Raw genomic sequence first — 25,384 nt, forward strand, 5'->3', positions numbered from 1 at the left:
CCGTGCCGCGCACCGCCGCGGCCGAGGAGCTGACCTGAACATGACCGCCGCACCCGTGCTCGCGCTGCGCGGCGTCTCCAAGCGGTTCGGGGCCGTCCAGGCCCTGACCGGTGTCGATCTGGAGATCCGCCCCGGCGCGGTCACCGCCCTGGTGGGCGACAACGGAGCCGGGAAGTCCACCCTCATCAAGGCGATCGCCGGGGTCCACCCGTGCGACACCGGCGTCATCGAATGGAAGGGCGAGCCGGTACGCGTCCAGCGCCCGAACGACGCCCAGCGCCTGGGGATCGCCACCGTCTACCAGGACCTCGCGCTGTGCGACAACCTGGACGTCGTCGCCAACCTCTTCCTGGGGCGCGAGATCCACCGGGGCCACGTGCTGGACCAGGTGGAGATGGAGAAACGCTCCCGCGACCTGCTGGACACCCTCTCCATCCGCATCCCCAGCGTCCGGATCCCGGTGGCCTCGCTCTCCGGCGGCCAGCGCCAAGTGGTGGCCATCGCCCGCGCCCTGATCGGCGAGCCCGAGGTCGTCATCCTCGACGAGCCGACCGCCGCGCTCGGCGTGGAGCAGACCGCGCAGGTCCTGGACCTCGTGGAGCGGCTGCGCGCACGCGGCCTGGCGGTCATCCTGATCAGCCACAACATGGCCGACGTCCGGGCCGTCGCCGACGAGGTGGCCGTGCTGCGCCTGGGCCGCAACAACGGGGTCTTCCCCGTCGCCACGACCAGCTCCGAAACCATTATCGCCGCCATCACCGGAGCCGGCGACAACGCCGTGACCCGTCGCCGCAGCCGGCTGGGCAAGGACCCGGAGACCGGCGGCCAGGACAGCTCGGAGGACGAGCAGTGACCCAGCCCGCCCCCGACCCCCGGCTGCTCGTCCGCGACAAGGGCCTGGCCGGCTACGCCGAGGAGTTCCGCCGCAAGATCCGCGGAGGCGAACTCGGCGCCATACCCGTGGTGATCGGCCTGATCGTGATCGCCGTCACCTTCGAGTCCCTCACCGGCAAGTTCCTCACCCCCGGCAACCTCAGCAACATCACCGTCTACATCGCGGGCCCCGGCATCATGGCCGTGGGCATCGTGCTGGTGCTGCTCCTCGGCGAGATCGACCTGTCGGTCGGCTCGATGGCAGGGCTCAGCGCCGCCCTGTGGGCGGTGCTCTCGGTCTCCCAGGGTGTCCACGACCTGGTGGCCATCGCCGCCGCCATCGCCGCCGGGGCGGCGGTGGGCACCATCCATGGCTTCTTCTTCGCCCGCGTGGGCGTGCCCGCCTTCGTGGTGACCCTGGCCGGATTCCTGGGCTGGAGCGGCCTGCAGATCTGGGTGATGGGGGACGAGGGCACCATCAACATCCCGCGCGACAGCATCGTGCGGGACCTCAACAGCTTCTACTTCAGCGACATCTCCGCCGCCTACGGGCTGGCCGCCCTGCTCACCGCCGGCTACGTGCTGGCGCTGGTGCGGCAGGAGAGCCGCCGCCGCACGGCCGGACTCCCCACCCGGCTGCGCAGCGAGATCGTGCTGCGCGGCGGACTTGTCGCGGCGGCGGCCTTCACCGTCGCCCACACCCTCAACCAGCACCGCGGGCTGCCGCTGGCCCTCGTGGTGTTCCTCCTGATCCTGCTCGCCGCGGACTTCATGGTGCGCCGCACCAGCTACGGGCGGCAGATCTTCGCCGTCGGCGGCAACGCCGAGGCGGCCCGGCGGGCGGGCATCAACGTGGTCCGGGTGCGGCTGACCGTCTTCACCCTGGCCAGCTCGCTGGCCGCGCTGGGCGGGCTGTTCTGGGCCGCCCAGGCCGGCGGCGCCTCCAAGAGCCTGGGCTCGGGCAACCTGCTGATGAACGTCATCGCCGCGGCGGTCATCGGGGGCACCAGCCTGTTCGGCGGGCGCGGCTGGATCTGGTCCGCGCTGCTGGGCACCCTGGTCATCCAGTCCATCACCACCGGGCTCAACCTCATGGGCATGGCCAGCGAGATCCAGTACATGATCACCGGCGTGGTCCTGCTCATCGCCGTCGTGGTGGACTCCGTCTCCCGCCGCACCCAACGGACCGCCGGGCGGACGTAGTCGGGCGGCAGGCCCGCCCGGATCTCCGTCCGGTTCCCGCCCGCGCGTGTGGCCGCCGCGCGGGCGGGAACACGGCGGTGACGCATCTCGCATGGTGGGACGCGTGCGCCCTGCCGGAGAACATTAGACTCATCAGACCGGCACGAGGTGCTATTCGCTCGAAAGCAAGGAGGCACGGGTGGCGCTGCTGACCCGCATCACGGGACCGCGCGATCTCGACCGGCTGGCACCGGAACAGCTCGGCCAGCTGGCGGAGGAGATCCGTACCTTCCTCATCGGCTCTGTCGCCCGGACCGGCGGCCACCTGGGCCCCAACCTGGGCGTGGTGGAACTGACCATCGCCCTGCACCGGGTCTTCGACTCACCGCGCGACCGGGTCCTGTGGGACACCGGCCACCAGAGCTACGTCCACAAGCTGCTCACCGGGCGCCACGACTTCTCCCGGCTGCGGGCCAAGGGTGGCCTGTCCGGATACCCCTCGCAGGCCGAGTCCGAGCACGACGTGATCGAGAACAGCCACGCCTCCACGGTGCTGGGCTGGGCCGACGGGCTGGCCAAGGCCAACCAGCTGCGCGGCCGCGGCGACCACGTGGTGGCCGTCACCGGGGACGGCGCGCTGACCGGCGGCATGGCCTGGGAGGCGCTGAACAACATCGCCGCCGCCAAGGACCGTCCGCTGGTCATCGTCGTCAACGACAACGAGCGCTCCTACTCGCCCACCATCGGCGGGCTCGCCAACCACCTGGCCACCCTGCGCATGACCGACGGCTACGAGCGCTTCCTGGCCCGCGGCAAGGAGATGCTCAACCGGACCCCGGTGGTCGGGAAGTCGATCTACGGCACCCTGCACGGCGCCAAGAAGGGCCTCAAGGACGTCATCGCCCCGCAGGGCATGTTCGAGGATCTGGGCCTGAAGTACCTCGGCCCGATCGACGGACACGACATCGAGGCGCTGGAGTCCGCGCTGCACCGCGCCAAGCGGTTCGGCGGGCCGGTGATCGTGCACTGCCTCACCGAGAAGGGCCGCGGCTACCAGCCCGCCCGGGACGACGAGGCCGACCAGTTCCACGCGGTGGGCGTCATCCACCCCGACACCGGCCTGCCGGTGTCGGCCGCCGGTGCGGACTGGACCTCGGTGTTCGGCGAGGAGATCGTGAAGCTCGGCCGGGAGCGCGAGGACATCGTGGCCATCACCGCGGCCATGCTCCGCCCGGTGGGCCTGCAGGAGTTCGCCGAGGAGTTCCCCGACCGCGTCTACGACGTCGGCATCGCCGAGCAGCACGGCGCGGTCTCCGCGGCGGGCCTGGCCTTCGGCGGCCTGCACCCCGTGTTCGCGCTCTACGCGTCCTTCCTCAACCGGGCGTTCGACCAGCTGCTGATGGACGTCGCGCTGCACCGCTGCGGCGTCACCTTCATGCTGGACCGGGCCGGGGTCACCGGCCCCGACGGCGCCTCGCACCACGGCATGTGGGACATGTCGATCCTGCAGTGCGTGCCGGGACTGCGGCTGGCCGCGCCCCGGGACGCCGAACAGCTGCGCCGCCAGCTGCGCGAGGCCGTCGAGGTGCGCGACGCCCCCACCGTGGTCCGGTACTCCAAGGGCGCCGTGGGCCCGGAGGTGCCGGCGGTCGGCACCGTCGGCGGCATGGACGTGCTGCGCGAGCCGGGCACCGACCGCCCCGACGTGCTGCTGGTGTCGGTCGGCGCCCTGGCCGGCCTCTGCCTGGAGACCGCCGGACTCCTGGAGCGTCAGGGGATCAGCACCACGGTGGTCGACCCGCGCTGGGTCAAGCCGGTGGACGCCGCGCTTCCCGGGCTGGCCGCCGGGCACCGGCTGGTCGTCACGGTGGAGGACAACTGCCGGGCCGGAGGCGTCGGCTCGTCCGTCGCCCAGGCGCTGAGGGATGCCGACGTGGACGTGCCGCTGCGCGACTTCGGGCTTCCCGACCGGTTCCTCGACCACGGTTCCCGCAAGGAGGTGCTGGCCGAGGCGGGCCTGACCGCCCCGGACATCGCACGGCAGGTCACCGGCCTGGTGGCCAGGCTGGACGGCCGTCTGGAGTCCGCCACGGCGGGCATGGGCGGCGACTGAGCCCGGGCCCCCGGGCGGGTACCGGCCCACGCGAGCCGGTGCCCGCCCGGGGAACCGGGCTACCCGGGCGCGCCGCGCACGCTCCGGGGCCCCGCCGTCGCGGCGCCCAGCTCCGTCACCCGGCGGCGCAGCTCGCGGTCGGCGGTCACCACCGTCACGCGCCGCCCGGGCCCCGCCTCGCGGACCAGTCCGACGATCCTGTCGTCGCCACTGCCGTCGGCGGCCTCGACCCGCACTCCGGGCACCGGCTCCACGCCCCGGGCCGCGCCCTCCACCACCAGGACCAGATCGAGCGGGCCCGGCACACCGGCCAGGCCGTCACCGGCCAGGCCCGCCAGGGAGTCCCGCAGGCGCTCGGTCGCGCCGCGCCGGTCCCGCCACCAGCCGTCCGGTACGGAACCGACCACGTTGGCGCCGTCCACCACCACCAGCGGCCGCACCTCCCCGCCCCCTTTCAGCGGCTCCGGGCCGCCGGGTCCCGGCCTCTCCGGCCTCTCGTGACGCCTGCCCCGGTCAGCGGGGCGCCGGACCGGTGCCGGGGTGCTCCTCCTCCGGCAGGCCGGCGCGGTCGGCGCGCAGCGCCTCCCACACCGTATCGGCCTCGGGTTGCCGCAGCCACGAGCTCTCCGGGCCGTCCCCGGAGTTCTCGCCGGAGCGGTCGACCGGCAGTGCCATGGTGATCATGTTGCCGGTGTCCACCCCGCTCAGTTCGTTGGCGAAGTCCACCAGATCCGTCAGCGAGCCGAGGTCGGAGTCGGTGGTCAGCGACTTCGTCGCGGCCTCCGCCACCTGGTAGAGCTTGGCCGGGCTGGACAGCACGCCCTGGCGGTTGACCTCGTGGATCAGCGCCAGCAGGAACTGCTGCTGAAGCTCCAGGCCGTCCCCGCGCCGCGGGGCCGGGTCGTCCGCGGCGGGGCCGGCCGGGGTGGTGGCGTCCGGGGCGGAGCGGACCGCGGCCAGGGCGGTGTCGCCGTCCAGCGTGTGCCGCCCGGGCTCCAGCTCCAGTCCGGCGTGTTCGTCGGTCACCGGGTCGGTCAGGGTGATGGAGACGCCGCCGAGCGCGTCGACCAGATCGCCGAAGCCGGCGAAGTCCACCTCCAGGTAGTGGTCCATGCGGATGTCCGACATCCGCTCGACGGTCCGCACCACGCAGCTGGGCCCGCCCAGGGCGTACAGGTCGTGGAACCGGACGTCGCCGCCCGGGCCCTCGCCGTCCTCACCGGCCACGTCGTCACCGGCCGCGTCCTCACCGGCTTCTTCCGCCGCCGTGTCCTCGCCGGCGCACTCGGGGCGTTCCACCCGCAGGTCCCGGGGGATGCTCACCACGGTCGCCCGCCCCGCCTCGGCCGGAAGATGCACCACCATGGCGCTGCCCGACCCCCCGGTGCCGTCCGGCCCGGGGTCCTGGGAGTCCGAGCCCAGCACCAGGATGTCGTGGCCGCCGCCGGTCGCCTCCACCGGGCGGTCGGTGCCGAGCTCCGCGTGGAGGTCGACGCTCTTCAGACTGCCGTTGAAGTGCGTGTAGAGCCACGCTCCGGTGCCCAGCGCGGCGACCAGCACACCGGCCAGGGTCCAGAGCACGGTGGTGCGTATACGCCGCCTGCCACCGTGACCGGACTGCTCACTCTCCGCCATGCGGAAGACTCCTCAGAGTACGGAATGACCTGAGGATCGATGATATGTCCGGTGCGCCGTTTCGGCACTACCTCGGCCCTCCGCTGTGGGCGAAGCGGCCGGACGCTATACAGGGTGCGAACGCCGCCGACCGTCCGGGTGAGGTGCCCGGAGCCGGCCGACGGCCGGGAAGGAGCCACCGCGATGACGGACGGGACCGCACCGAGCGCCCGCGGCCTGTGGGAGCTGATCGAGCCGGTGCACGCGGTGACGTACTTCGCCCCGGAGGCACTGGACGCCTTCAAGGACGCCGGCCTCAGGGGCTTCTGGCGCGGATACTTCGCCGGCCGGGCCGCGCCCCTGGGCGCCGTCGGGCCGGGCCCGGTCCAGGCGGCCTTCTTCAGTTTCGCCCCGGCCATGGTCGCCAGGGCCCTGCCGGAGACATGGGACCGGGTGCCGCCGCACCGGGCGCTGGAGGTGCGCCGGGCCGGGGCGGGCGCCGCTCTGCGCCGGCTGCTGGCCGGACTGGAGGACGAGACGGAGCGGGCGGCCGCAGCACTCATGCCGCTGCTGGACTCCCTGGACTGCTCCGGGCGGGTGCTGGCCGCCGCGAACGCCGCCCTGCCGCCACCGGTCGACGCGGTGGACCGGCTCTGGCACGCCACCACCGTGCTGCGCGAGCACCGCGGCGACGGCCACGTGGCCGCCTGCGTCGCCGCGGGCCTGGACGGCTGCGAGACGCTGGTGCTGCGCGCCGGCATCGACCTGCCGCGCGGCGAGCTCCAGCCGTTCCGCGGCTGGACCGACGCGCAGTGGGAGGCCGGCGGGCACCGGCTGGCCGCCCGGGGCCTGCTGGGACCGGACGGCTCGGCGACCGCCCAGGGCCGCCTGCTGCACCGGCGCGTCGAGGAGGCCACCGACCTGGCGGCTGCCCGCCCCTGGCGGGAGCAGGCCCCGGCGGCGGCCGGAGAACTGGCGCGGGTGCTGGCCCCGTTGGCCGCGGCGGCGGCCACCGCGCTGCGCTTCCCCAACCCGATCGGCGTTCCCCGCCCGACCGGGGGACCCGGCGCCTGACACGCCGACGGCCGGCCGGGGCATCGTGGTGATGCTCCGGCCGGCCGTGTGGCTCAGCGGGGATTCCCGGTCACCCGGTCACCCGTCACTCGGGGACGCTTGCGACCCCCGGGGCCAGGAAGCGGCGGCCGAGCACCCGCTCGGAGACGCCCGCCCGGTCCAGGTACGGGGTGATGCCGCCCAGGTGGAAGGGCCAGCCCGCACCGGTGATCAGGCACAGGTCGATGTCCTGAGCCTCGGCGACCACGCCCTCCTCCAGCATCAGGCCGATCTCCTCGGCGATGGCGTTCAGCGCTCGGTCGCGGACCTGCTCCTCGGAGAGCACGGTGTCCCCGGTCTCGAAGAGCTCGGAGATCTCCGGGTCCAGCTCCGGCTTGCCCGAGTCGTGCAGGTAGAAGGCCTTCTTTCCGGCCTGCACCACCCGGCCCAGGTTCTCCGAGACGGCGAACCGCTCGGGGAACGCCTGGTGCAGGGTGCCCGCCACGTGGTGCGCGACGGCCGGACCCACCAGCTCCAGCAGCTGGATGGGCGACATCGGCAGGCCGAGGGGGGCCAGCGCGCGGTCGGCGACCTCCACCGGGGTGCCCTCGTCGATGGTGCCCAGCACCTCGCCCATGAAGCGGGTCAGGATGCGGTTGACCACGAACGCCGGGGCGTCCTTGACCAGCACGGCCGTCTTCTTCAGCTTCTTGGCCACCGCGAACGCCGTGGCCAGCGAGGCGTCGTCGGTCCGCTCGGCCCGCACGACCTCCAGCAGCGGCAGCACCGCGACCGGGTTGAAGAAGTGGAAGCCGACAACCCGCTCCGGGTGCTTCAGCTTCGAGGCCATCTCGGTGACCGACAGGGAGCTGGTGTTGGTGGCCAGGATCGCGTGCTCGGGCACCACGGCCTCGAGCTCGGCGAACACCTGCTGCTTGATGCCCATCTCCTCGAACACCGCTTCGATGACGAAGTCGGCGTCCGCGAAGGCCGCGGCCTTGTCCAGCGACCCGGTGACCAGGGCCTTGAGCCGGTTGGCCTTGTCCTGGTTGACCCGGCCCTTCAGCAGCAGCATGTCGATCTGCTCGTGGACCCAGCCCACGCCCTTGTCGACCCGCTCCTGGTCGATGTCGGTGAGCACCACCGGCACCTCCAGGCGGCGGGCGAACAGCAGCGCCAGCTGCGAGGCCATCAGGCCCGCGCCGACGATGCCGACCTTGCCCACCGGGCGGGCCAGCGACTTGTCCGGCGCGCCGGCCGGCCGCTTGGCACGCTTCTGCACCAGATTGAAGGCGTAGATGCCGCTGCGCAGCTCGCCGCCCATGATCAGGTCGGCCAGCGCCTTGTCCTCGGCGGCGAACGCCGCCCGCAGGTCGCCGTTCTTGGCCTGGGCGATGATGTCCAGCGCCCGGTAGGCGGCCGGTGCCGCGCCGTGCACCTTGGAGTCGGCGATGCCGCGGCCGCGGGCCACCGCCTGGTCCCAGGCCTCGCCGCGGTCGATCTCGGGACGAGCGATCTCCAGCTCGCCGCGGAGCACCGAGGCCGTCCAGACCAGCGACTGCTCCAGGAAGTCCGCCGCCTCGAAGATGGCGTCGGCGATGCCCAGTTCGTAGACCTGGGAGCCCTTGAGCATGCGGTTCTGGTTGAGCGCGTTCTCCACGATGACCGTGACCGCCCGGTCGGCGCCGATCAGGTTCGGCAGCAGACCGCAGCCGCCCCACCCGGGCACCAGACCCAGGAAGACCTCGGGCAGCGCGAACGCCGGGATCGACCGGGAGACCGTGCGGTAGGTGCAGTGCAGGCCGACCTCGACGCCGCCGCCCATCGCCGCGCCGTTGTAGTAGGCGAAGGTGGGCACGGCCAGCGAGGCCAGGCGGGTGAAGACGTCGTGCCCGCCCTTGCCGATCGCCAGCGCCTCCTCGTGGCGGCGCAGCAGCTCCACGCCCTTGAGGTCGGCACCCACGGCGAAGATGAACGGCTTGCCGGTCAGGCCGACGCCGACGATCTCACCGGCCGCCGCCTCCGCCTCGACCTGGTCGATCGCGGCGTTCAGATTGGCCAGTGACTGCGGCCCGAAGGTCGTGGGCTTGGTGTGGTCGAAGCCGTTGTCCAGCGTGATCAGCGCGAACCGGCCGGCCTCCTCCGGGAGGTCGAGATGGCGCACGTGCACCTGCGTCACGACCTCGTCGGGGAACAGTTCGGCGGCGCCCCGCAGCAGTTCGGTGGTGGTGCTCACTTGCCCTCCCAGTGGGGGTTCTCCCAGATCACGGTGCCGCCCATGCCGAAGCCGACGCACATGGTCGTCAGCCCGTAGCGGACCTGCGGCTGCTCTTCGAACTGCCGGGCCAGCTGGGCCATCAGCCGCACGCCCGACGAGGCCAGCGGGTGGCCGTAGGCGATCGCGCCGCCGTACTGGTTGACGCGGGGGTCGTCGTCGGCGATGCCGTAGTGGTCCAGCAGCGCCAGGACCTGGACGGCGAACGCCTCGTTGATCTCGAACAGGCCGATGTCGTCTATCGACAGCCCCGCGTTGGCCAGGGCCTTCTCCGTGGACGGCACCGGGCCGATGCCCATCACCTCGGGCTCCACACCGGCGAAGGCGTAGGAGACCAGGCGCATCTTGACCGGCAGGCCCAGCTCGCGCGCGACGTCCTCCGCGGCGATGACCGAGGCGGTGGCGCCGTCGTTGAGGCCCGCGGCGTTACCGGCGGTGACCCGCCCGTGCGCCCGGAACGGGGTCTTCAGGCCGGCCAGCTGCTCCATGGTGGTGCCCGGCCGCATCGGCTCGTCGGCGGTGGCCAGGCCCCAGCCGGTCTCGCCGGCCTCGGCGTTGGTGCGGCGCACCGAGACGGGCACCAGGTCGGCCTGGATCAGGCCGTTGGCGTAGGCCTTGGCGGCCTTCTCCTGGCTGCGCACCGCGTAGGCGTCGGCGCGCTCCTTGGTCAGGTGCGGGAACCGGTCGTGCAGGTTCTCCGCGGTCATGCCCATGAACATGGCGGACTCGTCGACCAGCTTCTCCGAGACGAAGCGGGGGTTGGGGTCCACGCCCTCGCCCATCGGGTGGCGGCCCATGTGCTCCACCCCGCCGGCCACGGCCACGTCGGCCGAGCCGAAGGCGATGGCACCCGCGGTGGTGGTCACGGCCGTCATCGCGCCCGCGCACATGCGGTCGATGGAGTAGCCGGGCACGCTCTGCGGCAGGCCCGCCAGCAGCCCCGCGGTGCGGCCCAGGGTCAGACCCTGGTCACCGATCTGGGTGGTGGCGGCGACGGCCACCTCGTCGATGCGCTCGGGCGGCAGCCCGGGGTTGCGGCGCAGCAGCTCGCGGATGCACTTGATGACCAGGTCGTCGGCCCGGGTCTCGTGATAGATGCCCTTCGGGCCCGCTTTTCCGAACGGGGTGCGGACGCCGTCGACGAAGACGACATCCCTGACGGTACGAGGCACGATGGCTCTCCTCCACATGGGGTCCCTGCTGTCCGCAGCCTATGCTACTTGCGGGTAACCCGCTGGCAAGGCCGGACCACCCGGCAGGGCGCAGGTCACACACCCGGCCCGGCGGCACCGGCCCGCCGCGGCGCCGCACCGGCCCTGGCACCGGACGGTCACGGCTGCGCGGCCAGCGCCTTCACCAGCAGCCCGGCGGTCTGCTCGATCTGCCACTCCCGGGCGCCCAGGTTGCGCAGCGCCTGCCCCACCGCGTGCTCGGTGCGCTCGGCCGGCGGCTGCCAGCACACCCGCCGCACGGTGTCCGGGGTCAGCAGGTTCTCCTGGGGCAGCACCAGCTCCTCGGCGCGCGCGGTGATCGCCGCCCGGGCCGCCGACAGCCGCGCGGCCGCCACCGGGTCCTTGTCGGCCCAGGTCCGCGGCGGCGGAGGCCCGGAGGAAGCCTGGCCCGGCTGGGGCAGCCGGTCGTCCTCCAGCTCCCGCGCCCGGTCCACGGCCGCCTGCCACTGCTGGAGCTGACGGCGCCCCATCCGGTGACCGAAGCCCTGCAGCGCGGCGAGTTCCCGGATGTCGGAGGGCATCGCCTGTGCCGCGTTCACGATGGCGGCGTCGGAGAGCACCTTCCCCGGGGAGAGGTCGCGGCGCCGCGCCACTTCGTCGCGGGCCGTCCACAGCTCCCGCACGACCGCCAGCTGCCGCCGCCGGCGCACCTTGTGCATGCCCGACGTGCGCCGCCAGGGGTCCTTGCGGGGCGGCGGCGGGGGAGCGGCGGCGATGGCCGCGAACTCCTCCAGCGCCCACTCCAGCTTGCCCTGCGAACGCAGCTCCTCCTCCAGCGCCTCACGCAGATCCACCAGCAGCTCCACGTCCAGCGCCGCGTAGCGCAGCCAGGGCTCGGGGAGCGGGCGGCTGGACCAGTCGACCGCGGAATGCCCCTTCTCCAGGGCGAAACCCAGCACGTTCTCCACCATCACCCCCAGGCCGACCCGCGCGAAGCCCGCCAGACGGCCGGCGAGCTCGGTGTCGAACAGCCGGGTGGGAACCATGCCTATGTCCCGCAGGCACGGCAGATCCTGGGAGGCCGCGTGCAGGACCCACTCGTCCGCGGCCAGCGCCTCGCCCAGCGCCGACAGATCGGGGCACCCGACCGGGTCGATCAGTGCCGTCCCGGCTCCCCGGCGGCGCAGCTGGACCAGATACGCCCGCTGCCCGTAGCGGTAGCCGGAGGCCCGCTCGGCGTCCACCGCGACCGGACCGCTGCCGGCCGCGAAGCTCCGGACGACCTCCGCCAGGCCCGCCTGATCCGCCGTCACGGGAGGCACGCCTTCCCGCGGTGCCAGCAGGGGGGTCGGCGCCGGACCGGAGGGCTGCTCGGAGGGCGGCACGGTGGCATCGGCGGTCTGCTGGGCGTCGGTCACCAGTCAACTCTAACTGTGTGCGCACGGTACGCGACGCCGCTACGCGCCGCGCACGGGCCCGGCACCGGCCGCGCCGCCGAGCGTGCCGGCGGACACCGGGGCTCCCCGGCGCCCACCGGGTCAGTGGATGATGCCGGTGCGCAGGGCGACGGCCACCATGCCCGCCCTGTCGCCGGTGCCGAGCTTGCGGGCGATCCGGGCCAGGTGGCTCTTCACCGTCAGCGCGGACAGCCCCATCGAGACGCCGATGGCCTTGTTGGACTGGCCCTCGGCCACCAGCCGCAGCACCTCGACCTCGCGGCCGGACAGTTCGCGGTAGCCGCCGTGCTGCCCCGGGGCGCCGTGCTGCCTGCGGTGCATGCGCGCGGCGCCCGCGCCGATCTGGGCGGCCCCCGGGCGAGTGGGGGGACCGAGGTTGGTGCGGGTGCCGGTGACGACATAGCCCTTGACGCCCCCGGCCAGGGCGTTGCGCACCGCGCCGATGTCGTCCGCGGCCGAGAGCGCGAGGCCGTTGGGCCACCCTGCGGCGCGGGTCTCGGACAGCAGGGTGAGGCCGGAGCCGTCGGGCAGGTGGACGTCGGCCACGCAGATGTCGCGTGGGTTGCCGACTCGGGGGCGCGCCTCCGCGATGGACGACGCCTCGATCACGTCCCGCACACCGAGAGCCCACAGATGGCGGGTCACGGTGGAGCGGACGCGGGGGTCGGCCACGACGACCATGGCCGTCGGCTTGTTCGGGCGGTAGGTGACCAGGCTTGTGGGGTGCTCGAGGAGAACAGACACCGGGCCTCCTGAAAAGAGGGGTGGGGACGGGGCCGGCTCCGGGAAGGGAGACGGGGCGATCCGCGTGGAAGGGTCACTGAGTTCTTCGGCAGGACGCTCCGGGGCCTTTAGGGAATGATCACGAACCGGTGATTCCTGCGCGCGACCGGCGGGCCACCGGGCGGAAAGCGCCTTCGCGTGCTGAGGTGTACGCGCGGCGCGGCGCACGGCCCCCCGCGCGCATCGCCGCGGTGACCCCTGCGCCGGACCGCGCGCCCGCAGTCCGGTCCCCGGGAGACACCCCGGACAGGGCACGCCGGGAGACGGCCGGGAGCCGGGGCGGAACGGGGGCGGACGCGCGGGGCGGGATCAGGCCGGGCGAGGGCCGCGACGGCGGGGGAACACGGTGATGGCCGGGCTGCTGCTCTCCGGCGGCAGCCCCGCGCACTGCGCCAGCAGCCCGCACCAGGCCAGCAGATGACCGGCCACCTCGCCCGCCCCCGCCGGGGTCCACGAGGCGCGCAGCTCGATCTCGGCCTTGGGCGGGCGGTCGGCCAGCGCCCCGAAGAAGTGCGAACCGGACCGCGTCACGGTGCCGCTGGGCGCCCGGTGGGTGAGCCCGCGGGAGTCCAGCGCCTCCGTCAGCCACGACCAGGCGACGTCCGGCAGCAGCGGGTCCGCCCCCAGTTCGGGCTCCAGATCCGCCCGGGCCAGTGTGACGACGCGGAAGTCGCCGTCCCACCCCTCGTGCCCCGCCGGGTCGTGCAGCAGCACGAAGCGCCCGTCCGCCAGCTCCTCCTCGTCCACGGCGACCGCCGCCTCCGCGGCGAACGCGAAGGGGGCCAGCCGCCGGGGGGCCGGGACCTGGGACACGCTCACCTCGGGACGCGGCCTGGCCTCCATCAGCGCGGCCACCGCCTGCCGGAAGGCGAACGGTCCCCCGTCAGCCGGGTCGTTCATGTCCTGGGGCCCCTCCACCGTCCGAGTCCGAGCCGCTGCCATGGCCGGTAACCCTAGGCGCCCGGGGGCCGACCCGGCGGTAGCCACACCCGTGCGGGCGGGTCGTGCCACCCGCCGTGCGAGACTTTGCCGCGTGAGTGAGACGAGCGAGAACCGTGCCGCCGTGACCGATTCCGCGTTCCTGCGCGCCTGCCGCCGGGAGCCGGTGCCGCACACTCCGGTGTGGTTCATGCGCCAGGCCGGACGTTCGCTGCCCGAGTACCGCAAGGTGCGCGAGGGCATCGCCATGCTGGACTCCTGCATGCGGCCGGACCTGGTCACCGAGATCACCCTGCAGCCGGTCCGCCGGCACGGGGTGGACGCCGCCATCTACTTCAGCGACATCGTCGTCCCGCTCAAGGCCATCGGCGTCGACCTCGACATCAAGCCCGGCGTCGGCCCGGTCGTCGAGAAGCCCGTGCGCAGCTACGAGGACCTGGCGCGGCTGCGCCCGCTGGAGCCCGGTGACGTCCACTACGTCACCGAGGCCATCGGCATGCTCACCCGCGAGCTCGGCGCCACCCCGCTGATCGGCTTCGCCGGCGCGCCCTTCACCCTCGCCAGCTACCTGGTCGAGGGCGGCCCGTCGCGCAACCACGAGCACACCAAGGCCATGATGTACGGCGAGCCCAAGCTGTGGGCGGCCCTGCTGGACCGGCTCGCGGACATCACCTCCGCCTTCCTGCGGGTGCAGATCGAGGCAGGGGCCTCGGCCGTGCAGCTCTTCGACTCCTGGGCCGGCGCGCTGGCCCCGGCCGACTACCGGCGGTCCGTGCTGCCCGCCTCGGTCAAGGTCTTCGACGCGGTCGCCTCCTACGGGGTGCCGCGCATCCACTTCGGTGTCGGCACCGGTGAGCTGCTGGGGCTGATGGCCGAGGCCGGGGCCGATGTCGTCGGAGCCGACTGGCGGGTGCCGCTGGACGAGGCCGCCCGGCGGATCGGCCCGGACAAGGCCGTGCAGGGCAACCTCGACCCCGCCGTCCTCTTCGCCCCGCGCGACGCGGTCCGCGAGCAGGCCCGCAAGGTCCTGGACGCCGCGGAGGGCCTGCCGGGCCACATCTTCAACCTCGGCCACGGCGTGCTGCCCGACACCGACCCCGACGCCCTGACCCGGCTCGTGGAGTACGTCCACCAGGAGACCGGCGGCCGGCAGCCCTGACGCCGCCCGTCCCGTGTCCGGCCCCTGACGGGCCGGACACGGGGACACAGGCGGGTCTCAGGAATCCGCGGGCGGCTGCGGCGCGGGCCGCGCCGGCTCCTGCGGGCGCCCTCCCTGCGTCATCGGTGCGGGAGCCGCGACCGGCGGCGGCGGGACGGCTCCGCGCCGCCGCGGCCAGGTGGGACGCAGCCGCTCGGGCAGCCACCTGACCAGCAGCCGCCGGACGATCTCCAGCAGGAGCAGGGCCGCGGCGAACGGCAGCACGGCACCGATCACGACCGCCGTCCACAGCAGCGTCGTCTTCAGAGCGCCCCATCCGGCGGCCAGCGCGCCGCCCACCGAGGGGCCGCCCGAGTCCTCCTCCTCTTCCTCGTCCACCCGGTCCGGCTCCAGCAGCACCAGCGAGACGGTGGCCGTGCCGGTCTGCTCCCGCAGCGACGCCAGCCGGGCTTTCAGGGCCTCCAGGTCCGCCTGCCGGGTGCTCAGCTCCGCCTCCAGCGCGACGATGTCGGAGAGCTTTCCGGCCTCCTTCATCAGCGCCCGCACCCGGGCGACGCTCTCCTCCTGGGTGGCGATCCGGCTCTCCACGTCCACCACGGTGCCGGTGACGTCCTCGGTGCTCACCTCGCGGTGACGCAGTTCGCCGAGGCGGGAGAGGTCCGCCAGCAGCCGCTCGTACCGCTCCGGGGGGACCTGCAGAGTGATCCGGGAGAGGCGGCTCCCGTCGTCCTCGCGGTCGGTCTGCTCGGCGCTGACCCAGCCGCCGGCCTCCTCCGTCAGCTCGACGGCCCGGTCGTACCCGCCCTCGACGTCCTCGGTGACCACCGTGATCTCGGCGGTGCGGATCAGGTGGGCCGGGGCGAGCGAGGCGGTGCCCGTGTCCGGCGCCTGCTCCGCGGCCCCGGCGTCCTCCCGCGCGGCCCCTTCCTCCCCGTCCCCCGCACCGCCGTCCCGGTCGGCGGGCGCCTCGGGGGCGCTGTCCTCGGCCTGTGCCTCCGCGGCACCGCCGGAGAGGTCGGCGGTGCGGTCCTGCCCCGAGCCGCAGCCGGCCACCGCGAGCAGCGCGGCCAGCAGCAGGGCGGCGGATGCCGCCGTACCTCTGTGATGCATCGTCGTTCCTCCCCTTGAACGCCGGACCCGTGGACGGGCCCGTGCGGATCGCCGGTTGGACGGTCCGGGGTCCGCCGCCGGTTGCGCGCACGGCGTACCGGGGCGGTCACGTTCGGGACTCGGTCCGGCGTCTGGGAGAGTGGGACCATGCATGTGATCGTCATCGGTGGCGGCATCGCGGGCCTGGCCGCGGCCCACCGGCTCCGGACGTCAGGGGCACGGGTGACCGTGCTGGAGGCCTCGCACCACTTCGGCGGCAAGCTGCTGTCCGGGGAGGTGGCCGGGGCCCGGATCGATCTGGGCGCGGAGTCGATGCTGGCCGTCCGCCCGGAGGGCACGGCCCTGGCGGAGGCGGTGGGCCTGGGCGAGGCCCTGCGGCCGCCCGCCGTGGCGGCCGCCTCGGTGTGGACCGGCGGCGGTCTGCGGCCGATGCCCGGCGGGCACGTGATGGGCGTCCCCGGCACCCCCGGGGCGCTGGCCGGCCTGCTCTCCGAGGCCGGGACGGCCCGGGTGGCCGAGGAGGCCGGCCTGCCCCCGCTGGAGCTCGGGGAGGACGCGGCGATCGGTGAGGTGGTCGCCGGGCGGATGGGCCGCGAGGTCGTCGACAAGCTGGTGGAACCGCTGCTGGGCGGCGTCTACGCGGGCGACGCCCACCGGCTGTCGATGCGGTCCACGGTGCCCGCCCTCTTCGACGCCGCGCGCAGCGAGAAGAGCCTGCTGGCGGCGGTCCGCGAGGTGCAGCGCCGGGCCCCCGGACGGGCGCCGGGGCAGGCCGTTTTCACCGGGGTCGAGGGTGGTCTGGGCGCCCTGGCCGAGGCGGTCGCCGCGTCCTGCCGTGCCGCCGGGGCGACGCTGGAGAGCGGCGTCGCCGTGACCGCGCTGCGCCGCACGTCCCAGGGGTGGACGGTCACCTCGGAGGACGGGCGCGAGCGGGCTGCCGACGGCGTCGTGGTGGCGGTGCCCGCCGGGCCGGCGGCGCGGCTGCTGGCCGCCGAGGTGCCGGCCGCGGCGCGGGAGCTGGCGGGCATCGAGTACGCCTCCATGGCGCTGGTGACGCTGGCCTTCGACCGCGGCTTCCTGGAGCGCGACCTGGGCTCCCTCCCGGGCGGCAGCGGTTTCCTGGTGCCCGCCGTGGAGGGACGCACCGTCAAGGCCGCCACGTTCAGCAGCGGCAAGTGGGGCTGGGTGGCCGAGCGGGCGCCCGGCCTCTTCCTGCTGCGCGCCTCGATCGGCCGCTACGGGGACCGGACGGCGCTGGAGTGGACCGACGAGGAACTCGTGCGGGCCGCGCTCGCCGACCTGCGGGACGCGATCGGGCCGGTCGGCGAGCCGGTGGACTCGGCGGTCACCCGCTGGATCGACGGGCTGCCGCAGTACGCGGTGGGGCACCACGCGCGGGTGGAGCGCGTCCGCCGGGCCGTGGAGGGCGTCCCCGGCCTGCGGGTGTGCGGTGCCGCGTACGAGGGTGTGGGCATCCCGGCGTGCGTCGCCGACGCCGGGCGGGCTGCCGGCGGTCTGCTGGCGACCCTGCCGCACTCCTCTCCGGAAGAAGCGGGAGAATAGCGGTATGAGCGCTGCACCCGAAGAGTCCCCGAAGCCGGAGAACGCCGGCAAGAAGGCCAAGGACCTCAACCAGGTCATCCGTTACACCCTGTGGTCGGTGTTCCGGCTGCGGGATGTCCTGCCGGAGGACCGTTCCGGATACGCCGAGGAGGTCGACGAGCTGTTCGAGCAGCTCGCCGCGAAGGACGTGACGATCCGCGGCACCTACGACGTGTCCGGCCTGCGGGCCGACGCCGACATGATGATCTGGTGGCACTCCGAGACCTCGGAGGCGCTGCAGGAGGCCTACAACCTCTTCCGCCGGACGCGGCTGGGCCGTTCGATGGAGCCGGTCTGGTCGAACATGGCGCTGCACCGGCCCGCCGAGTTCAACAAGTCGCACGTGCCGGCGTTCCTCGCCGACGAGACCCCGCGCGACTACGTGAGCGTCTACCCGTTCGTGCGGTCCTACGACTGGTACGTGCTGCCGGACGAGGACCGCCGCCGGATGCTGGCGGACCACGGGAAGATGGCCCGCGGCTACCCCGATGTCCGGGCGAACACGGTGGCGTCGTTCTCGCTGGGCGACTACGAGTGGATTCTCGCCTTCGAGGCCGACGAGCTGTACCGCATCGTGGACCTCATGCGTCACCTGCGCGGCTCCGAGGCGCGGATGCACGTGCGCGAGGAGATCCCGTTCTACACCGGCCGCCGCAAGCCGGTCTCCGAGCTGGTGGCGGGCCTGGCCTGAGCCGCCCGTCCGCTTCCGTCCCGCCGCCCCGGGCCGGACGGAAGCGGTGCACCGCGGCGTCAGCGGCCGTGGTGGGCCAGCAGCTGTGAGGCGACGGTGGGCTCCGGCGCCAGGTAGGCGGGCTCCGGCGCGGGCCGGGCCGGGCAGGTCAGCTGTGACCCGGCGGTCCGGCCGTGCAGCAGGTACTCCTCGATGTGGGCGTCGGCGCAGGCGTTTCCGCCGGTGACGCCGTGGTTGCCGGCGCCGTCCTCGGTGACCAGCGTGGAGCCGGGCAGCCGCCGGTGCAGTTCCAGCGCCCCGCGGTAGGGGGTGGCGGCGTCCCGGGTGGCGGCCACGACGAGGACCGGCGGCAGCGCGTCCGGCGCGGCACCGACGTCCAGCGGGGCGGCCTGTTCCACCGGCCAGTGGGCGCAGGGCAGGTTCATCCAGGCGTTCTCCCAGGTCTCGAACGGCGCCACCCGGGCGAGCCGGGTGTGGTCGCGGTCCCAGCGCCGCCAGTCGCGCGGCCAGGGCGCGTCGGTGCACTCCACGGCGGCGTAGACGGCGTTGCCGTTCTCCGCCCGCGCCGCGTCCTGCGGGTCCGGCCGGGCCTGCTGGACGAGCGGGCCGGGCTCACCGCGCAGGTATTCGGCCAGGGCGGTGGCCATGACCGGCCACGACCGGTCGGAGTAGGTCACCGACAGGAAGGCGTCGTGCAGCTGCTTGGGTCCGACGGTCTCCCCGACGGGCTCGTCCTCCAGCTGGTCCCTCGCCCGGTCGAAGCCGCGCTGGACCTCCTGCGCGGTGCGGCCCAGGCCGTAGACGTCGTGGTGCCCGGCGACCCACTGCTTCCAGTCCTGCCACCGGCCCTCGAAGGCGTACGACTGGCGGAGGTTGTTGCCGTACCAGACCTGTGCGGGGTCGGGATCCACGGCGCTGTCCAGCACCATCCGGCCGACCGAGCCGGGGAAGAGGGTGGCGTAGACCGAGCCGATGTAGGTGCCGTAGGAGGCGCCCAGGTAGGTGAGGCGCTGCTCGCCGAGTGCCGCCCTGATGGTGTGCAGGTCGCGGGCGTTGTTCGGGGTGGTGAAGTGGGCGAGCCGGTCGCCCTGGCCGGCGAGGCAGCCGGCGGCGTAGGCGGCGGCCCGCAGGTTCATCTGCCGCTTGAACTCCTCCGACGGTGTCCGGGGTGCGGGGGAGGGGCCGCGCTGGAAGGTCCCGGGGTCCTGGCAGGAGACCGGCGCGGAGCGGCCGACGCCGCGCGGGGCGAAGCCGACGAAGTCGTAGGCGCGGTGCAGGTTCTGCCAGGGCCCGCTGTCCAGGTGCAGCGGGTAGAGCGGGAAGACCATGCCGTTGGCGCCGGGGCCGCCGGGGTTGTAGAGGAGTGCGCCCTGCCGCTCCTTCTCGGGGCCGGTCGCCTTGAGCCGGCTGACGTGCAGCTCGATGGTGTCGCCGTCGGGCGCCGCGTAGTCGACCGGCACGGTGACCGTGCCGCACTCGACGGGCTCCCGCAGGTTCTCCGCCGGGTCGCACGGGCCCCAGGAGATGCCCGCCGCCTCGGCGCGCTGCGCGGCGAGGGCGGCTCCGCGGGCCTCGTCGGCACTCCCCGGCGGGGGCGCCTCGGCCACGGCCGGCGGGAGCGCCAGCGTCCAGAGAGCCAACGCACCCAGGGTGCCCATCACCGCGGCCTTGTGCACTGCCGCTCCCTTCGCTGCCGGATCCAGAGAAAGTGATCATCATCAAATGACGGCATCCGGCGCAGACCCGGCCGCCCGTGTCGGGCGAACAGCCCACGAACGGGTGACCCCCGAGGGGCCGGTCGCGCCAGGTCCGGCTCCGGAGGCGTGGCAGGCCGCGGGCGGGGAACACGTCGGCGGCCCGTGTCGGCGAAGGGCGGGCGGGCAGGTGCTGGGCGGGTACGCTGCGCAGCAGCCCTGAAATCGGGTCATGTGTCGGTATGTCGGGAGCGTATTGATGGTCGAGAGCCTGGAGCGCCTCCGGCGCGCGCTGGGTCTCCGTACCGATGCGGTGATCTTCTTCGTGTCGGCCGGGCTCACGGTGGTGTTCGTCGCCGCGGCCATCGCCTTCACCGACTCCGTGGACCGGATCTTCCGGGCGGCCTCGGGCTGGATCATGGGCAATCTCGGCTGGGTCTACATCCTGGGCGTGACGTCGTTCCTGGTCTTCCTCATCTGGATCGCGCTCAGCCGCTACGGACACGTCCGGCTCGGCGGCTACGACGCCCGGCCCGACTACCGCAACAGCGTCTGGTTCGCGATGCTCTTCGCGGCGGGCATCGGCACCATCCTGATGTTCTGGGGGGTGGCGGAGCCGATCAGCCATTTCGCCGAGCCGCCCCGGGCCCACATCGAGCCGGAGTCCACCGAGGCGGCCAACACCGCCATGGCGTACTCGCTCTACCACTTCGGCCTGCACACCTGGGCGATCTTCACCCTGCCGGCGCTGGCGTTCGCCTACTTCGTCTACCAGCGGGGCCTGCCGTTCCGCCTCAGCTCCGCCTTCCACCCCTTCCTGGGGGACCGCATCCACGGGCGGCTCGGCCGGACGATCGACGTGGCCGCCGTCATCGGCACGCTGTTCGGGGTGGCGGTCTCCATCGGCCTGGGCACTCTGCAGATCAACAGCGGCCTGGCCGAGCTGTTCGGGGTCGAGGAGAGCAAGCTCGTCCAGATCGTGCTGATCACGGTGGTCACGGCCATCGCCACCACCTCCGTGGTGCTCGGCCTGGACAAGGGCATCAAGCGGCTGTCCACACTGAACATCAGCATGGCCGTCGGGCTCATGACCTTCGTCTTCCTCGCCGGCTCCACGGTCTACCTGGCCAAGGGCATCATCGAGATGACGGGCAACTACCTCAGCTCCCTGGTCCCCCTGGCCTTCTGGAACGACACCTTCGCCGACTCCGGCTGGCAGGACACCTGGACGGTCTTCTACTGGGCCTGGACGATCACCTGGTCACCGTTCGTCGGCATGTTCATCGCCCGGGTCTCGCGGGGCCGCACCATCCGGGAGTTCGTCCTCGGGGTGCTCGCGCTGCCCACCGGCTTCACGATCGTCTGGTTCAGCGTGTTCGGGCTCTCGGCCTTCGACATCGAGATGAACGGCACGGGCGGGCTGGTGGAGAACGTCGTCGACGAGGGCGACATCCCCGGGGCGCTCTTCCAGTTCCTGTCCAACTACCCGCTGGCGACGCTGATCTCGTCCATCGCGGTGCTGATCGTGGTCATCTTCTTCACCACGTCCTCCGACTCCGCCTCACTGGTGATCGACAACCTGTGCTCGGGGGACCGGGTGCACCCCACGCCGACCCGGCAGCGGGTGTTCTGGGCGGTCACCGAGGGCGTGGTGGCCGGCACCCTCATCGCGGCCACCGGAAAGGGCGGCCTCGACGCCGTCTCGGAGGTGATCACCGTTCTGGGGCTGCCGTTCTTCGTGCTGGCGTTCCTGATGATGGCCTCGCTGTACCGGGCGCTGCGCACCGACTACCCCGACCTCCACCGGCCCCAGCTGCCCCCCAGCATCAGGACCATGCCCAAGAAGGCGAATCGGCGGGGGCTGCGACGGCAGGCCGAACAGCGGAAGGCCCAGCAGGGGGAGTGACCGCCGGCCGTTGGCCGCCCGGTCCGGTGGCGCGGCGCGGCCGGACGATTCCGGCTCGCCGGGTGCCTCCTGAGGCCGGTCCCGCGACGTGCCACCGGCGGGCCCGGCCGCCTGTCCGATCAGCTCCGAGACCTTGACGAAGCGGTAGCCGCGTTCCCGCAGTACGGGAACCATCCGGCGGACCGCCTCCGTGGTGACGGGAGCCGCGCTGCGGGTGATGTGCAGGACCACCACCGAGCCGGGGGCCACCTGGGACAGGACGGTCCCGGCGACCGCGTCCGGGTCGGTGGCGAAGGCGTCACCGCCGGCGACGTCCCACTGCACCGCCGTCAGCCCCAGCGGTGCGAGCGCCCGGAGTGCCTCGTCGTCGTGGCAGCCGCCCGGGAACCTGAAGTACGGCACGGTCCGCTCCACGCCGGCGGCCCGGATCTCCCGCTCGGCGCGCCGCACATCCGCGGCGAACTCCCCGGGATCCAGGGCCGGCAGCCCCCAGCAGGGGCCGTCGGCGAAGGCGTGGTGGGCGTAGGAGTGGTTGGCCACCTCGAACAGCGGGTCGCGGCCGATCGAGGCGGCCTGGCCGGGGTAGGTGCGGGCCCACATGCCGGTCATGAAGACGGTGGCCGGGATGTTCTCGCGGCGCAGGAGGTCCACCAGTGCGGGATTGTCGAAGGGCTCGCCGGCCGCGGCGCGGCCCGTCTGATCGGCCGTCATGTCGGCGTCGAAGGTGAGCGCCACCGCCTTGTCCGCGCCGCCCTCCCCGCCACCGTTCTCCAGCCCTTCGCGGGGGCCGTGCCGGAAGACGGGCATCCTGCCGCCGTCCAGGGGCAGGGTGGCGGCGGCGGGCGGTGCGGCATCGGCCGGGGGAGCGGCGGAGCGCGGCGGCGCCTGAGGTCCCACGGTTCCGTCCGGCCCGGCCGGCTCCTGCGCCCTGCCCGTCCCGGCGGGCTCCGGGCCCGGGGCGGGAGCGGCGCAGCCGGTCAGCAGGGCGCCGGCGGTCAGGCAGCCGGTCAGGGCGGTGGCGACGGCCGCCCGCACTGCGATGATCATTTTTGCAGGCTAGGCGGGGTGGGCCCGGACCGCCCGCCGGGCTGTGCCGGACGGGTGCCCGCCGCTGAGGCGTCTTCCCCGGGGCCTGGCGGCGGACGGCTCAGCCCTCCGGCAGGTGCTTCGCCTCCCGGGCCAGTGCCGTCAGCCGGGATATCGCCCGGAAGTACTTCTTGCGGTACCCGCCGCGCAGCATCTCCTCGCTGAACAGCCGGTCGAACGGGACGCCCGAGGCGAGCACGGGTATCTCCCGGTCGTACAGCCGGTCGGCGAGCACCACCAGGCGCAGCGCGGTCGACTGGTCCGGCACCGGGGTCACGCCCCGCAGGCAGACCGCGTCCACGCCCTCGCACAGCGCCCCGTACCGGCTGGGGTGCACCCGCGACAGGTGGTCCAGCAGCGCGGGGAAGTCGTCCAGGGACGCGCCCGGGGTGGCATGCGCGGCGCGGGTGACCTCCGCGTCGTCACCCGGCTCGGGCGCCTGCGGAAGGCCGCGGTGCCGGTAGTCCTCCCCGTCGATGCGCAGCGGCTGGAAGTGGGCGGCCAGCCCCTGTATCTCGCGCAGGAAGTCGGCGGCCGCGAACCGGCCCTCGCCGAGCTTGCCCGGCAGGGTGTTGGACGTGGCCGCCAGCGCCACCCCCGCCTCGACCAGCTTGCCCAGCAGGCTGGAGACCAGCACCGTGTCGCCCGGGTCGTCCAGCTCGAACTCGTCGATGCACAGCAGCTGATGGTCCGAGAGGGTCCGCACGGTCTGCTGGAAGCCCAGTGCGCCCACCAGGTGGGTCAGCTCCACGAAGGTGCCGAACGCCTTGCGCCCGGGGGCCGCCGGGGCGGCGTGCCACAGGGAGGCCAGCAGGTGGGTCTTGCCCACGCCGTAGCCGCCGTCCAGATACATCCCGCGCGGCCCGGCGGGCGCGGCGGCCTTCGCCCGGCGGCGGAAGAGCCCGCGCAGGCCGCTCGGTCCGTCCCCGCCGTCCCCGAGCCCTCCGGCGAAGGAGCTCAGCCGCTCCACCGCCTCCCGCTGGCTGGGCTGCGCCGGGTCCGGATGGTAGGTGGAGAACCGCGCCCCGCCGAACCGCGGCGGCGGGACCAGCTCGGCGACCAGCCGCTCGGCCGGCACATGCGGCTCGCGCGCGCACAGCCGCGCCGGGCCGTCCTCACCGCCGGGGCGGGAGGCTGTGGTCCGGGCCTGGGGCTGGGGGCCTGCGGTACTCGACACAGTCCTCCACTGTACGCGGCGCCGCCTGTGCCACACTGCGGCCCATGCGACGCCTGTATCCCGCTCCCCAGGACCGCGCCGGCACGGAGGACCGGGAGTGGTCCCTGGAGGAACTGGCCGACGCCTACGCCTACCCCGAGGACGTGCCGCTCACCGAGGGGTGGCTGCGGGCCAACATGGTGTCCTCGCTGGACGGCGCCGCGTATCACGACCACCGCTCGCAGCCGCTGTCCGGCCCGGCCGACATGCGGATCTTCGGGGTGCTGCGGGCGCTGGCGGACGTGGTGGTGGTCGGTGCGGAAACGGTCCGGCAGGAGGGCTATCGTCCCGCCCGCCGCCGGGCGGAGCTCGCCGCCGAACGCGCCGCCGCGGGCCAGACACCGGCCCCGGCCATCGCCGTGGTCAGCGCCGGCCTGCGGCTGGACTGGTCGCTGCCGCTGTTCGCCGCCTCCCCCCAGCCCACCCTCGTCGTCACCGGTGCGGCGGCCGACCCCGCGCACCTGGCGGCAGCCCGGGACTCCGGGGCCGAGGTCGTGCCGGCCGGGGAAGGGGCCGGTGCGGACCCGCACCGCATCAAGGCCGAACTGGCCCGGCGCGGCTACACCCGGCAGCTCACCGAGGGCGGCCCCCGGCTGCTGGGACAGTTCGTGACGGCCGGTGTGCTGGACGAGCTGTGCCTGACCGTCTCCCCGCGCCTGACCGCCGGGACAGCCCCCCGGGTGGTCAGCGGCCCCGAGATGTCCGTTCCCCGTGAGATGGCCCCGGCCTCACTCCTGGAGGATTCCGGATTTCTGTTCACCCGCTACCACAAGGTGTGACAATCGGCGGAATGCGCGATTCTGTCGGCTGGGGAGGGCAGACTGGTAGGGCGCAGACCCGTGCCGCGGCGCAGCCGGATGGTTTCTGCCGGGGTTGCGCGGGTCCCGGCCTCGCGAGAAGGGCGCTGAGCGTGATCACCACGGTTCTCATGATCGAAAGGCCCATGGCGCCCACCGACGTGGAGCTCGTCACCACGCTGCACGGTGACGAGCCGATGTCCTTCGTCGTGCTGATGCAGCCGCGCGGGGACCAGGACCGGCTGCTGCGGGCCCTGGACGACATCGCCCTCGGAGAAATCGGCGAGGCGATGCTGGAGGCCGCCGAACCGGACGACGAGGACCCGCGCGCCCCCGCCCGGCGGGCCCTGGAGCACTCGCTGAAGGCGCTGCGCGACGCCGGGGCGGAGGCCGTCGGCCAGATCGCCGACGACAACCCGCTGGACCTGCTGACGTCCGTGGTCGAGCAGACGCACGCCGACGAGGTCATCGTGCTCACCGCACCGCACTACGTCGAGGAGCTCTTCCACCGGGACTGGGCCTCCCGGGCCCGGCACCGGGTGGGCGTCCCCGTCCTCAAGCTGTTCGCCCATTCGGAGTAGGGCGGCGGCGGGGGTCCGCCGTCACCCGCCCGGCCGGACCGGGCCGGGACCGACATGTCCGCCGGGAGTGCGACAATCGCC

The 25,384-nt window shown here is 73.8% G+C and carries 20 protein-coding genes and 1 pseudogene; 10 read left to right on the forward strand and 11 right to left on the reverse strand.

Annotated features, from left to right (window positions below):
- Positions 1–40: 40 nt before the first annotated feature.
- The 3 genes from ABD299_RS10710 (at position 41) to dxs (ending at position 4,168) form a co-directional block, all read left to right on the forward strand.
- Positions 41–853: an ATP-binding cassette domain-containing protein gene (locus ABD299_RS10710; RefSeq protein ID WP_344260860.1), complete on the forward strand. Its 813-nt coding sequence runs from the start codon at positions 41–43 to the stop codon at positions 851–853.
- On the forward strand, positions 850–2,076 hold the full coding sequence (locus ABD299_RS10715) for a sugar ABC transporter permease (RefSeq protein ID WP_344260862.1): 1,227 nt from the start codon (positions 850–852) through the stop codon (positions 2,074–2,076). The genes ABD299_RS10710 and ABD299_RS10715 overlap by 4 nt, the downstream gene beginning before the upstream one ends.
- Before the next feature lie 178 nt (positions 2,077–2,254).
- The gene (gene dxs / locus ABD299_RS10720) at positions 2,255–4,168 is read left to right on the forward strand and encodes a 1-deoxy-D-xylulose-5-phosphate synthase (protein WP_344260864.1); all 1,914 of its coding nucleotides are present in this window, start codon (positions 2,255–2,257) and stop codon (positions 4,166–4,168) included.
- Positions 4,169–4,227: 59 nt separating this feature from the next.
- Here the strand turns inward: dxs and ABD299_RS10725 are convergent, their stop codons facing one another.
- Together ABD299_RS10725 and ABD299_RS10730 are read right to left on the reverse strand one after the other, a co-directional pair.
- A complete protein-coding gene (locus tag ABD299_RS10725) occupies positions 4,228–4,608 on the reverse strand; it encodes a PIN domain-containing protein (RefSeq protein ID WP_344260866.1) in 381 nt (126 codons plus the stop codon).
- A gap of 73 nt (positions 4,609–4,681) precedes the next feature.
- Positions 4,682–5,803 (reverse strand): LCP family protein, encoded by a 1,122-nt coding sequence (locus ABD299_RS10730; protein WP_344260868.1) that lies wholly within the window; start codon positions 5,801–5,803, stop codon positions 4,682–4,684.
- A 183-nt stretch (positions 5,804–5,986) separates the two neighbouring features.
- Here ABD299_RS10730 and ABD299_RS10735 point away from each other — a divergent pair, with 183 nt between their 5' ends.
- Positions 5,987–6,856 carry an SCO6745 family protein gene (locus tag ABD299_RS10735; protein ID WP_344260870.1) on the forward strand — a complete coding sequence of 290 codons (870 nt, stop codon included), beginning with the start codon at positions 5,987–5,989 and terminating at the stop codon, positions 6,854–6,856.
- An 85-nt stretch (positions 6,857–6,941) separates the two neighbouring features.
- Here the strand turns inward: ABD299_RS10735 and ABD299_RS10740 are convergent, their stop codons facing one another.
- The 5 genes from ABD299_RS10740 to ABD299_RS10760 all read right to left on the reverse strand — a co-directional run bounded on the left by ABD299_RS10740 (position 6,942) and on the right by ABD299_RS10760 (position 13,422).
- Positions 6,942–9,071 (reverse strand): 3-hydroxyacyl-CoA dehydrogenase NAD-binding domain-containing protein, encoded by a 2,130-nt coding sequence (locus tag ABD299_RS10740; RefSeq protein WP_344260872.1) that lies wholly within the window; start codon positions 9,069–9,071, stop codon positions 6,942–6,944.
- Entirely contained in the window at positions 9,068–10,282 is a 1,215-nt protein-coding gene (locus ABD299_RS10745; protein WP_344260874.1) for a thiolase family protein, read from the reverse strand. The genes ABD299_RS10740 and ABD299_RS10745 overlap by 4 nt, the downstream gene beginning before the upstream one ends.
- 158 nt (positions 10,283–10,440) lie before the next feature.
- Positions 10,441–11,700, reverse strand: coding sequence for an HRDC domain-containing protein (locus tag ABD299_RS10750; protein ID WP_344260876.1), 1,260 nt, complete (start codon positions 11,698–11,700; stop codon positions 10,441–10,443).
- Positions 11,701–11,820: 120 nt separating this feature from the next.
- Positions 11,821–12,483, reverse strand: coding sequence for a LuxR C-terminal-related transcriptional regulator (locus tag ABD299_RS10755; protein WP_344260878.1), 663 nt, complete (start codon positions 12,481–12,483; stop codon positions 11,821–11,823).
- Positions 12,484–12,831: 348 nt separating this feature from the next.
- Complete coding sequence (locus ABD299_RS10760) at positions 12,832–13,422, reverse strand: DUF3000 domain-containing protein (protein ID WP_344260881.1); 591 nt, start codon at positions 13,420–13,422, stop codon at positions 12,832–12,834.
- Between the two features lie 133 nt (positions 13,423–13,555).
- On the opposite strand from ABD299_RS10760, the gene hemE reads away from it, so the two are divergent.
- A complete protein-coding gene (hemE, locus tag ABD299_RS10765) occupies positions 13,556–14,620 on the forward strand; it encodes a uroporphyrinogen decarboxylase (protein ID WP_344260885.1) in 1,065 nt (354 codons plus the stop codon).
- Between the two features lie 57 nt (positions 14,621–14,677).
- Here the strand turns inward: hemE and ABD299_RS10770 are convergent, their stop codons facing one another.
- The gene (locus tag ABD299_RS10770; RefSeq protein ID WP_344260887.1) at positions 14,678–15,730 is read right to left on the reverse strand and encodes a DUF4349 domain-containing protein; all 1,053 of its coding nucleotides are present in this window, start codon (positions 15,728–15,730) and stop codon (positions 14,678–14,680) included.
- A gap of 147 nt (positions 15,731–15,877) precedes the next feature.
- Between ABD299_RS10770 and hemG the strand changes: the two genes are divergently transcribed.
- Positions 15,878–17,293 carry a protoporphyrinogen oxidase gene (gene hemG / locus ABD299_RS10775; RefSeq protein ID WP_344260889.1) on the forward strand — a complete coding sequence of 472 codons (1,416 nt, stop codon included), beginning with the start codon at positions 15,878–15,880 and terminating at the stop codon, positions 17,291–17,293.
- 4 nt (positions 17,294–17,297) lie between these two features.
- On the forward strand, positions 17,298–18,023 hold the full coding sequence (gene hemQ / locus ABD299_RS10780) for a hydrogen peroxide-dependent heme synthase (RefSeq protein WP_344260891.1): 726 nt from the start codon (positions 17,298–17,300) through the stop codon (positions 18,021–18,023).
- Positions 18,024–18,082: 59 nt separating this feature from the next.
- Here the strand turns inward: hemQ and ABD299_RS10785 are convergent, their stop codons facing one another.
- Entirely contained in the window at positions 18,083–19,699 is a 1,617-nt protein-coding gene (locus tag ABD299_RS10785; protein WP_344260893.1) for an alpha/beta hydrolase, read from the reverse strand.
- A gap of 277 nt (positions 19,700–19,976) precedes the next feature.
- Here ABD299_RS10785 and ABD299_RS10790 point away from each other — a divergent pair, with 277 nt between their 5' ends.
- Positions 19,977–21,623, forward strand: coding sequence for a BCCT family transporter (locus ABD299_RS10790; RefSeq protein WP_344260895.1), 1,647 nt, complete (start codon positions 19,977–19,979; stop codon positions 21,621–21,623).
- Positions 21,624–21,956: 333 nt separating this feature from the next.
- Here the strand turns inward: ABD299_RS10790 and ABD299_RS10795 are convergent.
- Positions 21,957–22,670, reverse strand: a pseudogene (locus ABD299_RS10795) (polysaccharide deacetylase family protein); the annotation flags it as partial.
- A 100-nt stretch (positions 22,671–22,770) separates the two neighbouring features.
- Positions 22,771–23,886 carry a cell division protein ZapE gene (zapE, locus tag ABD299_RS10800; protein WP_425581302.1) on the reverse strand — a complete coding sequence of 372 codons (1,116 nt, stop codon included), beginning with the start codon at positions 23,884–23,886 and terminating at the stop codon, positions 22,771–22,773.
- Positions 23,887–23,930: 44 nt separating this feature from the next.
- Between zapE and ABD299_RS10805 the strand changes: the two genes are divergently transcribed.
- Entirely contained in the window at positions 23,931–24,704 is a 774-nt protein-coding gene (locus ABD299_RS10805) for a pyrimidine reductase family protein (RefSeq protein ID WP_344260897.1), read from the forward strand.
- 131 nt (positions 24,705–24,835) lie between these two features.
- On the forward strand, positions 24,836–25,303 hold the full coding sequence (locus ABD299_RS10810) for an indole-3-glycerol phosphate synthase (protein ID WP_344260899.1): 468 nt from the start codon (positions 24,836–24,838) through the stop codon (positions 25,301–25,303).
- The last annotated feature ends 81 nt before the right edge of the window (positions 25,304–25,384 follow it).

It is taken from the genome of Streptomyces sodiiphilus, assembly GCF_039529215.1.
In the GTDB taxonomy this organism is placed as follows: domain Bacteria; phylum Actinomycetota; class Actinomycetes; order Streptomycetales; family Streptomycetaceae; genus Streptomyces; species Streptomyces sodiiphilus.

What these genes read in the sequence shown, in the direction of transcription:
- ABD299_RS10760 (WP_344260881.1), bottom strand. Translation starts at nt 13,422, where the DNA reads ATGAACGACCCGGCTGACGGGGGACCGTTCGCCTTCCGGCAGGCGGTG.
- ABD299_RS10710 (WP_344260860.1), top strand. Translation starts at nt 41, where the DNA reads ATGACCGCCGCACCCGTGCTCGCGCTGCGCGGCGTCTCCAAGCGGTTC.
- hemG (WP_344260889.1), top strand. Translation starts at nt 15,878, where the DNA reads ATGCATGTGATCGTCATCGGTGGCGGCATCGCGGGCCTGGCCGCGGCC.
- ABD299_RS10735 (WP_344260870.1), top strand. Translation starts at nt 5,987, where the DNA reads ATGACGGACGGGACCGCACCGAGCGCCCGCGGCCTGTGGGAGCTGATC.
- ABD299_RS10730 (WP_344260868.1), bottom strand. Translation starts at nt 5,803, where the DNA reads ATGGCGGAGAGTGAGCAGTCCGGTCACGGTGGCAGGCGGCGTATACGC.
- ABD299_RS10770 (WP_344260887.1), bottom strand. Translation starts at nt 15,730, where the DNA reads ATGCATCACAGAGGTACGGCGGCATCCGCCGCCCTGCTGCTGGCCGCG.
- ABD299_RS10805 (WP_344260897.1), top strand. Translation starts at nt 23,931, where the DNA reads ATGCGACGCCTGTATCCCGCTCCCCAGGACCGCGCCGGCACGGAGGAC.
- ABD299_RS10790 (WP_344260895.1), top strand. Translation starts at nt 19,977, where the DNA reads ATGGTCGAGAGCCTGGAGCGCCTCCGGCGCGCGCTGGGTCTCCGTACC.
- hemQ (WP_344260891.1), top strand. Translation starts at nt 17,298, where the DNA reads ATGAGCGCTGCACCCGAAGAGTCCCCGAAGCCGGAGAACGCCGGCAAG.